Consider the following 11,977-nt stretch of genomic DNA (forward strand, 5'->3'; position numbering starts at 1 on the left):
AGATTTGCCCCGACTCTTCAATTGAGCCGGCTCGATGCGGGTCTCGCTCTGCTTGAATTCGCGCGCGCTAAAGCGGCACCATCCGAGATAAGCGCCCCGATAGCGGGAACAGGCAAGCCTGCAATGAATGATAGATATCCGGTTTGCCGTCAAAGATGGATGTCACGATGTCACCGGATTCATCCACCGCCGGGAACCAGCCGCCATGTTGGTGATCCACGAACGTTTCATTCGCAAAGGTCCAGAGTTTTCTGTACCAAATTTCATCCTCTTGCCTTTTATCCAGTGCGATCAGGGCTCCAACCGCACCAATGGCTTCAGCTACTGGCCACCAGAACCGCGACGCATTTGCGACCCGACCCCCAAAATCCAGCGTATATGCCATGCCGCCGCCGGGCAGCCACGCATCCTTGAGGGCCTGCTCAATCAATCGTCGCGATGACTCGGGCGCGCCCGAGTTTGGTCGACCTGATAAATCCCAATGCTGCAGCTGAAGTCGCCCAAGCTCGAACGAATGGCCCGGGGTCGTGCCTGCGGGACGGAACATCGGGTCACCGGCATAGCCCCGGTCAATCTGCCAATCTGAGGTGAAATGCTCGGGCAAGCGCCAGTTTTCAGCAGGTGCGATCCGGCCGATAAAGAAATCCAGAATACGACCGGCGCGGGTAAGATAGATTTCGTCGCCTGTCGCCTCAAAAGCTGCAAGCAGTGCCTCAACTCCGTGCATATTCGCGTTCATTCCGCGATATGTGGAAAACGGCGTCCAATCGCGGTTCCATTCGTCGCGGAACAACCCGGTCTCATCATCCCAGAAATGTGTATCAAGGATATCCCGGACTTCGGTCAGCAGTTTGTCAGCTTCCGGGTGCCCTATCTGTTTTGCGCTTGAGGCAGCGAGCAGAACAAAGACATGCCCGTAGGCAAGTTTGCGATCATCCTTGATGTTGTCGCCATCCAAAGCCCAAAGGTAACCGGCGTGATCCCGGTCTTTGTGGTGGCTGTTGAGGTAGGCCATACCGTGATCGATGATCCGCTCTGCGCCTTGAAATTCAATCAGATGCCCCAGAGCGTAAGAATGCACTAGGCGTGTAGTCGTGTGCAGTTCCTGCAATGTGTTTGGCAGCGGGCTGCCATCATGGTCGAGGATGAAAAATCCTGGCTCGGTCCGACAACTTGCGCTGAAAAACGCCAACTGTCGCATAGCCTGATCTTTCAACCACGTGCGGTGTTCAGATGTATCAAGCCAAAAGCCCGGTTCGGAATGCGGGCCGGGTGGCAGAGGCAAGGTGTTGTCCATATTCTTCATCTCGCTTGAGGGACCATTCGGAATCGAACGAAAAAGCGCTGCAAAGCGCGAGTCGCCAATGAACCAAACACCGCGCACGAAGGCAATCGGCAAACCCGCACCGGACTGTCAGGGGTTGCCGTTCAGCCGTCGCAGTCGGCGGAAACTCTTGGTAACTGCTTCAGGTTAATAGGTTAATCCCGGCCAGAATTACCACGGCGATGAACAACGTCTCCACTATGATGAGGGCGATTGCGGCTGCACCGACCGACAGGATCTGTTTAAGGTTTGTCTTCATCCCAACAGCTGCGATCGCAACAAGCAACAACCATCGAGAGCATTGGCTTAGAAATTCTGAAATCGCTGGCGGGATCAATCCGAATGAGGATGCCGCAGCGAGAACCAGAAATCCTAACACGAATCCCGGCAACAGCGGTGGGCGTTTCCCGTCTGCGTCCATTTCAGCAAAGCCACGAATAATCAGTGAAGCGACCAAAACCACCGGTGCCAGCATCGCCACGCGGAACAATTTGACCAGCGTCGCTGTATCTCCGGTTTGTTCCGAGATCGAAAATCCCGCGCCGACAACCTGAGCCACATCATGGATGGTGCCACCCAGAAACACACCGCCCGCAATATCGTTCATCCCTAATGAGCGTACGAGGATCGGATAGGCGATCATGGCGATGGTGGACAAAACGGTCACGCCCATGACCGTAAAAATCAGACGCTCTTCCGAGCGTTCGTCCTTGGGCAGGATTGCACTGATCGCCATTGCCGCCGATGCACCGCAAATTGCAACCGAACCGGCGGTCAGAAAGGCAAAGCGCCATTTGTGGCCAAAAAAACGAGCTACGGACAGGCCAAATCCTATGGTCAACAGCACTCCGACGATCACAAGGGCAATCAGGTCCCAGCCCAGACCCAGCATCAGGGTCATCGACACGCGCACACCCAGCAAGGCCACGCCAAGGCGCAGAAGTGTGCGTGCGGCGAATCCGATCCCCTCAACGGTTTTTCCTTCTTCGCCCAGAAAGCTGACCGCAATCCCCAAAAGAAGGGCAAGCAGCATGGCCGGGGTAGCATAATGCTCGGACAGGAACTTGGCGGCGACGGCAACGGTTACGGCGATCATGACGCCGGGAAAGAGCGTGCGAACACGCTCCTTGCTCCGCTCGGTGAGGGATAGGGCTGAAGGATCGGCGGACGCCATAACGGATGGTCCTTTGTTTGTAATGAATGGGTCGCGGGCCTGCGCGATAAAGCAGGCGGGCTGCCGAGTTTAGGGTTCGCGCGCCTGCAGGATGGTCACCGCGATGATCTGCGTCACATCTTCCGCGCTGCATCCGCGCGATAGATCATTGGCCGGTTTGGCGAGCCCCTGCAAAACCGGACCGATCGCCAGATAACCGCCCAGCCGTTGAGTCATCTTGTACCCGATATTTCCGGCATCCAGATTTGGGAAAATCTTGACGTTCGACTGACCCGCGACCGAGGACCCGGGGGATTTTCGCTCACCAATCGACGGCACGAAGGCGGCATCGAATTGCAGCTCGCCATCCACATTCAACTCTGGGTGTTTCGCCCGCAGTATTTCTGTCGCGTTGACGACCTTGTCCACCGCTGGGTGTTGGGCGCTGCCTTTTGTTGAGAAACTCAACATCGCGATCTTTGGCTCTTCCTGCAGCAATGCCCGCGCGGACACCGCTGAAGCGGCCGCAATGTTTGCCAGTTCTTCGGATGTCGGATCGATCACCAAGCCGCAATCTGAATAGAGCATGGCGCGAGCGCCCTCAGCGGCGGCCTCGGGTGGGTACATCAGAAAGAACGAGGATACCATACCAGCATCGGGCTTCATTCCAATAACCTGGATGGCAGTTCTGACCACATCGCCTGTGGTATGGACCGCCCCGCCCACGGTTCCTGTTGCGTGCCCCATTCGCACCAGCATCGCGGCATAGACCAGCGGCGATTCTGCGGCTTTGCGTGCCTTGGCTTCATCGACACCTTTGTGTTTGCGCAGAGAATGATACTCGGCCGCAAAAGCGTCAGTCAGTTCCGAATGCGCAGGATCATGGATGGCGATACCGTCCCCGGTTGAGCCACCCTCTGCCGCGAGCGCCGCTTTAACGTCGGCCTCAGGTCCGACGAGAATAATATCTGCCAGACCAGCCTTATGGGCGGCTAATCCTCCGGCAACAATGCGGGGATCGGTGCCTTCGCTCAGCGCTACAACTGGGCGGGTTTCCGAGGCACTGGCCGCCAACAGCTCGATCGGTGTTTTCGTCATGCGTCTCGGTTCCTGAACTGTTGTTAATCGGTGTCGGAACAGGTGCCTTGAGGTCAACGATGATCGTTTCGGCGCTGTTCCGATTTCGTTTCTTGATTGCTTGGTTCTGGTTCACCGTCAAGTTGTTGCCGATAGGTCCAGAATCGCCATCTGGCTATAGGCGGCGGCTACTCTGGACTTACTGTTCACTTGATCAGAACCTTGGCGGGTTTAGTCCGGCCTGAAACCAGTTGATGAAAGTAACAATAGAAAACACTGGCAAACCAGTCGCCTGCTGTATGTCCGCCGCGTAAGGGCACATGTTTGTACATTCCAGTACAATTGCACCAAGGTCGGGATTGCCCGCTTGCAGCGCAAGCGCTGCTTCGACATTGTCGTCGCGGGCTTTGTCCACATCCAGCGTCAATGCGTTTTCGAGAATAGCGGTTGTGAATTCGCTGCCGCTTTCGGTGGTGCCAATTGGAGTTCCGTCGGGGACCTGTGCCTTTCGCAGGTGCTCATCCGTAAGTGTTGAGGCGGAGATGGTTAGAATGCCGGCACGCTTTCCTGCAGGAAGGATACGGTTCACCATATCGACCTGCATCATCGACGACGTCGCGACCGGAACAGGAACCGCCTCGGCCAGTTCATCCTGAAACAGCGAAAGAAAGCCGCAATTGGTGGTGATCCCGTCTACCCCGTCTTTGACAAGTTCCCGTGCGGCATCGATGAACGCTCCAAGCATACCTTCAGCACCTTGTCGGACCACCAGATCAGGCGAGGCGTTGCGCACGATGCGATAGAGCACGGGAAACGGCCATGTCCGAGCGTTGCCCATGTCACCGGGAATACGTGGAAACTGTGCGTCCAACATCAGGATGCCGACAGATGCGCCGTATATGGATTTTCCGCCCTGCGCGATCATGACTGCGCCTCCTGAATGATGCGGGTCGAGATATCGTCCGACCCTTCCATATAGATGCTTGATATCCCATGGCGCACCGCGTCCTGCACCTGATCCATCCGCTTGTTGATATGGGTGCCCAAAGCCTGTGCGGCCTCATCAGCGTCGCGGTTCATCAAGGCCTGTATGACACGCTTATGCTCATCTTTTGAGCGCTGGACCCGGTCCAGACTCATGGAAATCCATCGGATATAGCGAATGCGCTCATTAATCCGTATCAGGGTTTGCAGCAATTCCATGTTGCCAGACAGCCGGGCGATGCCCAGATGAAACGCTTCATCTCGCGTGACAGCCTCTTCAACGGTAAGCCCGGTGATATCGATACCCGTCGCATAAAGTTCGTCGTGAAGCGCCTGCAGTTGTTCTGTGGTGGCCTTGGTGCACGCTGCGCGGACGGCGGCGGTTTCGATGATTTGGCGCAGCTCGAACAGGTCAAAAATGCTTTGGGCATCCAATGGGCGGCAAAAGAAACCCTGTCCCGGGCGGAAGTCGAATAAACGTTCGGCAACCAGCCGGTTCAGTGCTTCGCGCAAAGGGGTGCGGCTGACGCCCAGCTCTTTCGACAGGGCGACCTCGTTCAAACGATCGCCGGGACGCAGGCGGAATGAAACCGCCATGGCCTTCACCTGATCGTAGATATCATCAACGCGTGGACCTGCCATTGGTACTGCCTTTTGGTCGTTGCCCCACAGGTGCCACAGGCCAGTCTTGAAATCAATATACAAAACTGTATACAGGTCTGTGTGCAGATTAGATTGAGGGAGTCGCCGACCATGACAGGAACGAATTACCTGACCGGAGCCGAGGCAATGGTCCGTATGCTTGAGGCGCATGGCGTGAAGCACATGTTCGGCCTATGTGGTGATACAACCTTGCCATTCTATGATGCGCTATCTCGGATGGATCACGGTATTCAGCACATTCTGACGCGGGATGAACGTCATGCGGCCTACATGGCGGATGGTTATGCAAGGGTGACAGGTAAGCCGGGTGTCTGCGAAGGCCCGTCTGGGGGCGGGGCGACCTATATTCTACCTGGCGTGGTCGAAGCCAACGAAAGCTCGGTTCCTATTCTTGCGATCACCTCGGATGTGGCAACAACCAGCCGGGGAAAGTACCCGCTGACCGAATTGGACCAACCCGCGCTGTTCAAGCCGCTGGCCAAGTGGAATGCGTCGCTGGATGACGCCACACGATTGCCGGCCATGGTTCGTGCGGCATTCCGTGCAATGACCACCGGTACACCTGGGGCCACACATCTTGCCTTACCCTTCGATACTCAGAAAGCGCCGGTGGACGAGGCAGAGATCTGGGCGGATGCAAGACATCGCAGCTATCCGGCGGAACGTGCAGGCCCCGATATGGATGCGGTCGAGGCGGCAGCTGAGTTACTTTCAAAGTCTAAATCCGCTGTAGCCGTTTGTGGCGGTGGACCCGTTCTATCAGGGGCAAGCGACGCACTGCGCCGGGTTGCGGGACTGTTGGATATGCCTGTCGCCACGACCGTGTCGGGGCAGGGCTCGATTGCCGAGACAGACCCGCTCGCGCTTGGTGTTGTCGGATCGAATGGCGGGGTGCCTGCCACCCGCGCTGTGGTAGATGCGGCGGATGTCGTTCTGTTCATCGGATGTCGCGCAGGATCCGTCACGACCGAGCGCTGGAGAAGCCCTGCGCGCGATGCCACCATCATTCATATCGACAGTGACCCGATGGTGATCGGAGCCAACTATCCGACCGAAGTCGCTATTTGTGCCGACGCGCGTCTCGCGCTGGAAGCATTGGCGGACGCATTGGCGGCACGCCAAGACCTGCCCAGGCTGGGCGGGGCGGCCAAATCAAGCGCGGCATGGGCGGCCAAACTGGCTGCGTTTGCCCCGCTTGCAGCCAGCCGAGAAACGCCGATCCGGCCCGAGGCTGTCATGGCTTCGCTAATGGATATCCTGGATGATGATGCAATTGTTGTCGCTGATCCCGGCACGCCATGCCCATATTTTAGCGCGCATTACCGCTGGCGGACACCAGGCCGGCATTTCATCACTAACCGGGCGCATGGGGCGTTGGGGTATTCATTGGGTGCTGCAATGGGTGCGCATATTGGGCGGCCTTCGGTCAAGACCTTGTCGGTGATGGGTGACGGCTCATTCGGCTTTACCTGTGGTGAGTTCGAAACCATGGTGCGGCACAACATGCCGATCACCTCAATTGTATTCTCGAACTCGGTCTTTGGCTGGATCAAGGCCGGACAGGACGCAGGGTTTGGGCAGAGATACTACAATGTTGATTTCAACCGCACCGACCACGCCGCTGTTGCAAGCGCCTTTGGTGTGAAATCATGGACTGTCAAAGATCCCGAAGACCTGTCCAAAGTTCTGAAACAGGCTATCGAGCATGATGGCCCGACATTGGTCGACATTCACTCACAACCGCTTCACGAGGCCGCTGCACCGGTTTCGGAATGGGTGGCATAAGAGGCGATCGAAGGGGTTAGCTGAGCCAGAAAATCCTGTGCAATCGTTGATAGGGGTCGCCCTTTCGCGGTGATAATGGCCAGATCAAGCATCACAGCCGGTCGGAAGGGGCGGGTTTGATACCCGCTCTCGTCGTCAAAGGTGACAGTGAAGGGATCGATCATCGCGACCCCCATGCCCTGCTTGACGAAACTTAGCAGGTTTTCTGACAGATGGGTGTGAATCTGGGTCCGCCAGTTGCGCCCCGCTGATTGGAAGATGTCCCGAGTTCGTCGGTGGGTTTGATGCTCTGGCCCCATCACGATGAATGGTTCGTTTTCTAGAATTTCAGGTGTGAGTACATCATAATCTGCCAAAGGGCTGGTTTCCGGAAAGGTCGCCAGCGTTTCGAACTCAAAGACCTGATAGTTCAGTGTGTCATGCAGAATGGGCATCTCGACAATGCCGATCTCAAACAGGCCAGAGATTACCCATTCTTGAATCTTCGAGGAATACTGCGACTGAAAACTCACCGACAGGTTCGGGCGGCTTTCTGCGAAGCGAGCGATCTCACGCGGCATGAAGCCGAAGGATAGCAGATGTGGTGCGGCGATCTGCAATTGACCCGGATGCTTGTTCTGCAGATCCGTGACCGCCTGCGCTACGTGATCCAGCCCCCGAACAACCGTATCAACCTCGCGGTATAGAAGTTCAGCTTCTGGCGTAGGCAGCAACCGGCCTTTGTTGCGTTCAAACAGCGGCAAACGCGCTTCGCGCTCTAGCTGTGCCAACAGATTGCTGATCCCGGGCTGTGAAATCCCAAGCACCGAGGCCGCACCCGTGACAGTGCCGGTTTCCATGATGGCGTGAAAAGCCTGTAGCTGACGAAATCGCAGGGACATCGCTATAGTATCATTTTTCCTGATGACCTCTAGATAATATAGTATTTGAAATGATATCCTCGTCAAGGCAGGCTTCGGCCATTGGCAGGGGGTGCAATGGGCGATCTGACACAGAAAATCATCGGCTATGATCTTTGGCACCTTGAGTTGCCCGTGACGTCTCGCCGTGATCATGGCATCGGGTCCGTCGAAGGAACATGCGAAGTCGTCGTCCTGCGGCTGAGATCCGAGGACGGCAGTGAAGGATTTGGTGAGGCCTCTCCCTGGTCTGTCTTCACGGGCACCCCAGAGGCCACTTATGCAGCCCTTGATCGCTATTTGCGCCCACTTGTGGTTGGGGCCAGAGTGGGCGACCGTTCAGCGATCATGGCACAGGCAGCTTATGCCGTGGCTCATTGCACCGAGGCGAAAGCTGCATTGGAAACCGCTTTGCTGGATCTTGCGGGCAGAATCAGCGAGGTTCCTGTTTGGTCTCTGCTGGGCGGGAAGTGCCGGGGAATCATTCCACTCAGTTGCTCAATTGCGAACCCGGATTTTGCTCAGGATGTTGAGCTGCTGGCACAATTGCAGGCCGATGGCGTTCGGATTATAAAGCTCAAGACCGGGTTCAAAGATCACGCCTTCGATATCATGCGGTTGGAGTATCTCGCGCAGAACCATCCGGATTTCAGGGTTCGTGTTGATTACAATCAGGGACTCAGTATCGAGGATGCACCGGCGCAGGTTCGCGATGTTGCGCAATTCGCTCCGGATTTCATTGAGCAACCTGTCCGCGCTCATCAATTCAGCATGATGGGCAAGTTGCGACAGATGATTGACGTCCCACTTCTGGCTGATGAGAGCGTCTTTGGCCCCGAAGACATGGAGCGGGCAGCGCGTGACGGTATCTGTGACGGGGTTTCAGTGAAAATCATGAAATCCGGTGGCCCGACACGAGGCCAGACTGTGGCCCGTATCGCTGCGGCACATGGTCTGACAGCCTATGGCGGTGATATGTTCGAGGCCGGATTGGCGCATCTGGCGGGCACACATATGATTGCTGCAACACCTGAGATAACGTTGGGCTGCGAGTTCTATCAAGCCTCCTACTTCCTGAAAGAGGACATTCTGGAAAATCCCTTCCAAGTAAGCAGCGGCGAAGTTGTAGTCCCTGACGCACCCGGCCTCGGCAACAGGCCTGATGTAACCAAGCTTGAGCATTATGCAGTGGCCAAGGCGGTGGGGACATGAGCGAGAAGAAGACCATAGCGATCATCGGCGCTGGGATTGTTGGCGTTTCAGCCGCAATCTGGCTGCAGCGGGATGGTCACGAGGTAATCCTGATCGACAAGGCCGGACCGGGAGAGGGCACCTCGCACGGTAATGGGGGCGTATTGGCGTCATGCTCGATTGTTCCGGTGACTGTTCCAGGGCTGCTCCGGAAGGCGCCCAAAATGCTGCTCAGCCCGTCTCAGCCGTTGTTCCTGAGATGGGGGTATCTTCCAAAGCTGATCCCTTGGCTAACCCGCTATCTGAGTCATGCGAATGCATCAGATGTGGAACGCATAGCATCAGCTTTGACGCCAATTGTTGGCGATAGCCTGAACGAGCACAAAGCGTTGGCCGAGGGCACAGGCGCTGAAAAGTGGATCGTGCCGTCTGACTATCTGTTCCTGTACAAGGACCGCGCGCATTTCAATGATGATGCGTTTGGCTGGGACATTCGGCGCAGGAACGGATTCACATGGGACGAATTGGAAGGCCCGGGCTTTCACGCCTACGACCCGGTCTATAGTGAAGATATCGGTTTTGCGGCGAAACTTTCGGATCATGGCCATATCACGGATCCAGGTCGGTACGTCAAAGATCTGGCGGCGTATGTCGAGGCACATGGGGGCACAATCCTACGTGCGGCGGTCGATGACGTTGTTCAGGAAAATGGTCGCGTAACCGGTATACGGGCGGCAGGCGAAACCATCGCGTGCGATACGGCAATTGTAACTGCGGGCGTTTGGTCGGGGCCTTTGGCCAAGCGTTTAGGCATTTCTGTTCCCCTTGAAACCGAACGCGGCTATCATCTTGAATTGGTGGAGCCTTCTGCCATGCCGCGCAGTCCGGTCATGGTGGTTTCCGGCAAATTTGTCGCCACACCGATGGATGGCCGCATTCGTTTGGCTGGCATCGTGGAATTTGGCGGTCTTGATGCGCCACCCTCACGCGCGCCGTTTGAATTGATGCGCAAGAATGCCCGGATGGCCTTCCCGGGTTTGACATGGAAGGAGGAAGTGGAATGGATGGGGCACCGCCCAGCACCAACCGACTCGATCCCGATTATCGGTGAGGTTCCGGGGATCAGCGGTGCGTATATGGGCTTTGGGCACCATCACATTGGCCTGACAGGCGGGCCGAAAACGGGGCGACTTCTGGCCCAGATGATTGCGGGCAGAACACCGAACACTGACATGAGCGTCTACGCGCCCTCGCGTTTCGCAACATAGAAATGACTGGCGAAGAACGCCGGCGTCTCAAAACTCAACAGGGAGAAACATGATGAAAAAACTGACAAGCCTTCTGGCAGCAACCGCTCTGACGGCTGCCGCAGCAGCGCCAGTAATGGCAGAGAAATGGGATATGCCGATGGCCTATTCGGCATCGAATTTCCATTCGGCCACCGGCGCGGAGTTCGCCAAATGTGTCACCACAGGAACCGGTGGTGAGATTGAAATCGTCACACACCCGTCCGGCTCGCTGTTCAAAGGTGCCGACATCAAGCGTGCGATCCAGACCGGGCAAGCCCCGATTGGTGAGCGTCTGCTGTCTGGGCACCAGAACGAAAACGCGCTGTTCGGCTTTGACTCGATCCCATTCCTGGCAACGTCGTTCGACGACAGCGCCAAGCTGTGGGATGCGGCAAAGCCGTCCATCGAAAAGCTGCTGGCTGAACAGAACCTGACGCTGCTTTACGCCGTGCCTTGGCCGCCTCAAGGGCTTTATTTCAAGAACGAAGTGAACTCGGTTGCGGATATGGAGGGGATCAAGTTCCGCTCCTACAACAACGCCACCTCACGCCTGGCCGAACTGACTGGGATGCTGCCCGTCACCATCGAGGCGGCTGAGATTAGCCAGGCCTTTGCCACCGGAGTAGCGGATTCTATGGTATCATCCGGGTCGACCGGCTATGACCGGAAGGTCTGGGAAAGCCTGAACTACTTCTATGAAGTGGATGCCTGGTTGCCGCGCAACTACGTGATGGTGAACTCGGATGTCTGGGCCGGTGTCTCGGATGCGAACAAGAACGTCATCAAAGGCTGTGCGGAACTGGCCGAATATGCAGGTAACTGGCGCGCCAAGGAATATACCGGCTTTACGCTTCAGGGTCTGCGCGATGGCGGCATGACAGTTGGTCCTGCATCCGAACAGATGACGAATGAGCTGAAAGAAATCGGCGTCACCATGACCAACGAATGGCTTGAGGCCGCCGGAGACGAAGGCAAAGCTATCGTCGACGCGTTCAACTCTCAGTAACCATTCGAATGCGGGCGGCAGTTCATCCTGCCGTCTGCTCCCAATCCACAAAAAGCACAGCGGGGACAGCATGGCGGCAATGCGAGGGCTCAGGTCCGTACTGGATTTCATTTATCTGGCAGCAGGGGTTCTGGCGGCGCTCAGCCTGATTGCCATTCTGGTTTTGATTGTTGTGCAAATGCTGGCCCGTTGGACCGGTGAGGTGTTTCCCGGCGCGCCAGACTATGCTGGATATGCGATGGCCGCTGCGTCTTTTCTGGCCTTCGCCAACGCCCTGAACCGAGGCAGCCATATTAGAGTCTCCATTCTCCTGAACGCGGTTCCCGATGGCTTTCGCAGAATTCTGGAAATCTGGTGCTTTGCGATTGGTTCGGCGGTCATGTGGTATTTCTGCTGGTATGCCTATCGCTTTGTGTACTGGAGCTGGAAGTTCAACGATATCAGCCAGGGGCAAGATAAAACCGCCCTTTGGATACCGCAATCTACCATGCTGATCGGAGCGGTCATTCTGGCCATCGCGCTGACCGATCACCTGTTCCATGTCCTGTTCAAGGGTGATCACCGCATCACCCGTGATCTGGCCGATCAGAGCCACGGAGAGTAAGA

The 11,977-nt window shown here is 56.5% G+C and carries 11 protein-coding genes; 5 read left to right on the top strand and 6 right to left on the bottom strand.

The features are described from left to right. Nucleotides 1-67: 67 nt before the first annotated feature. From ACR0L9_RS09340 to ACR0L9_RS09360, 5 genes are all read right to left on the bottom strand, one after another. The gene (locus ACR0L9_RS09340; protein ID WP_170635733.1) at nucleotides 68-1,297 is read right to left on the bottom strand and encodes an AGE family epimerase/isomerase; all 1,230 of its coding nucleotides are present in this window, start codon (nucleotides 1,295-1,297) and stop codon (nucleotides 68-70) included. Nucleotides 1,298-1,466: 169 nt separating this feature from the next. After that, entirely contained in the window at nucleotides 1,467-2,498 is a 1,032-nt protein-coding gene (locus tag ACR0L9_RS09345; RefSeq protein ID WP_170406937.1) for a putative sulfate exporter family transporter, read from the bottom strand. 69 nt (nucleotides 2,499-2,567) lie between these two features. Further along, on the bottom strand, nucleotides 2,568-3,575 hold the full coding sequence (gene pta / locus ACR0L9_RS09350; RefSeq protein ID WP_170422529.1) for a phosphate acetyltransferase: 1,008 nt from the start codon (nucleotides 3,573-3,575) through the stop codon (nucleotides 2,568-2,570). 193 nt (nucleotides 3,576-3,768) lie between these two features. Continuing rightward, nucleotides 3,769-4,479, bottom strand: a complete 711-nt coding sequence (locus tag ACR0L9_RS09355; protein ID WP_170422531.1) for an aspartate/glutamate racemase family protein — start codon at nucleotides 4,477-4,479, stop codon at nucleotides 3,769-3,771. Beyond that, a complete protein-coding gene (locus tag ACR0L9_RS09360) occupies nucleotides 4,476-5,180 on the bottom strand; it encodes a GntR family transcriptional regulator (RefSeq protein ID WP_480895483.1) in 705 nt (234 codons plus the stop codon). Before ACR0L9_RS09360 ends, ACR0L9_RS09355 begins: the two co-directional genes overlap by 4 nt. A 111-nt stretch (nucleotides 5,181-5,291) precedes the next feature. Between ACR0L9_RS09360 and ACR0L9_RS09365 the strand changes: the two genes are divergently transcribed. Continuing rightward, nucleotides 5,292-6,986, top strand: coding sequence for a thiamine pyrophosphate-binding protein (locus tag ACR0L9_RS09365; RefSeq protein WP_480895484.1), 1,695 nt, complete (start codon nucleotides 5,292-5,294; stop codon nucleotides 6,984-6,986). Here the strand turns inward: ACR0L9_RS09365 and ACR0L9_RS09370 are convergent. After that, entirely contained in the window at nucleotides 6,947-7,867 is a 921-nt protein-coding gene (locus tag ACR0L9_RS09370) for a LysR family transcriptional regulator (protein ID WP_170406952.1), read from the bottom strand. The two genes, ACR0L9_RS09365 and ACR0L9_RS09370, sit on opposite strands and share 40 nt — an antisense overlap. A 96-nt stretch (nucleotides 7,868-7,963) precedes the next feature. Here ACR0L9_RS09370 and ACR0L9_RS09375 point away from each other — a divergent pair, with 96 nt between their 5' ends. The 4 genes from ACR0L9_RS09375 (at nucleotide 7,964) to ACR0L9_RS09390 (ending at nucleotide 11,975) form a co-directional block, all read left to right on the top strand. Then, nucleotides 7,964-9,097 carry an enolase C-terminal domain-like protein gene (locus ACR0L9_RS09375; RefSeq protein WP_480895485.1) on the top strand — a complete coding sequence of 378 codons (1,134 nt, stop codon included), beginning with the start codon at nucleotides 7,964-7,966 and terminating at the stop codon, nucleotides 9,095-9,097. Beyond that, on the top strand, nucleotides 9,094-10,344 hold the full coding sequence (locus ACR0L9_RS09380; RefSeq protein ID WP_480895486.1) for an NAD(P)/FAD-dependent oxidoreductase: 1,251 nt from the start codon (nucleotides 9,094-9,096) through the stop codon (nucleotides 10,342-10,344). The genes ACR0L9_RS09375 and ACR0L9_RS09380 overlap by 4 nt, the downstream gene beginning before the upstream one ends. Nucleotides 10,345-10,396: 52 nt before the next feature. After that, the gene (locus tag ACR0L9_RS09385) at nucleotides 10,397-11,371 is read left to right on the top strand and encodes a TRAP transporter substrate-binding protein (protein WP_170393799.1); all 975 of its coding nucleotides are present in this window, start codon (nucleotides 10,397-10,399) and stop codon (nucleotides 11,369-11,371) included. A 70-nt stretch (nucleotides 11,372-11,441) separates the two neighbouring features. Further along, nucleotides 11,442-11,975, top strand: coding sequence for a TRAP transporter small permease (locus ACR0L9_RS09390; protein ID WP_170406962.1), 534 nt, complete (start codon nucleotides 11,442-11,444; stop codon nucleotides 11,973-11,975). The last annotated feature ends 2 nt before the right edge of the window (nucleotides 11,976-11,977 follow it).

Source organism: Ruegeria sp. I3 (assembly GCF_056532525.1).

Coding starts and splice junctions, on each gene's coding strand:
- ACR0L9_RS09340 (WP_170635733.1), bottom strand. CDS start 1,297: ATGGACAACACCTTGCCTCTGCCACCCGGCCCGCATTCCGAACCGGGC.
- ACR0L9_RS09345 (WP_170406937.1), bottom strand. CDS start 2,498: ATGGCGTCCGCCGATCCTTCAGCCCTATCCCTCACCGAGCGGAGCAAG.
- pta (WP_170422529.1), bottom strand. CDS start 3,575: ATGACGAAAACACCGATCGAGCTGTTGGCGGCCAGTGCCTCGGAAACC.
- ACR0L9_RS09355 (WP_170422531.1), bottom strand. CDS start 4,479: ATGATCGCGCAGGGCGGAAAATCCATATACGGCGCATCTGTCGGCATC.
- ACR0L9_RS09360 (WP_480895483.1), bottom strand. CDS start 5,180: ATGGCAGGTCCACGCGTTGATGATATCTACGATCAGGTGAAGGCCATG.
- ACR0L9_RS09365 (WP_480895484.1), top strand. CDS start 5,292: ATGACAGGAACGAATTACCTGACCGGAGCCGAGGCAATGGTCCGTATG.
- ACR0L9_RS09370 (WP_170406952.1), bottom strand. CDS start 7,867: ATGTCCCTGCGATTTCGTCAGCTACAGGCTTTTCACGCCATCATGGAA.
- ACR0L9_RS09375 (WP_480895485.1), top strand. CDS start 7,964: ATGGGCGATCTGACACAGAAAATCATCGGCTATGATCTTTGGCACCTT.
- ACR0L9_RS09380 (WP_480895486.1), top strand. CDS start 9,094: ATGAGCGAGAAGAAGACCATAGCGATCATCGGCGCTGGGATTGTTGGC.
- ACR0L9_RS09385 (WP_170393799.1), top strand. CDS start 10,397: ATGAAAAAACTGACAAGCCTTCTGGCAGCAACCGCTCTGACGGCTGCC.
- ACR0L9_RS09390 (WP_170406962.1), top strand. CDS start 11,442: ATGGCGGCAATGCGAGGGCTCAGGTCCGTACTGGATTTCATTTATCTG.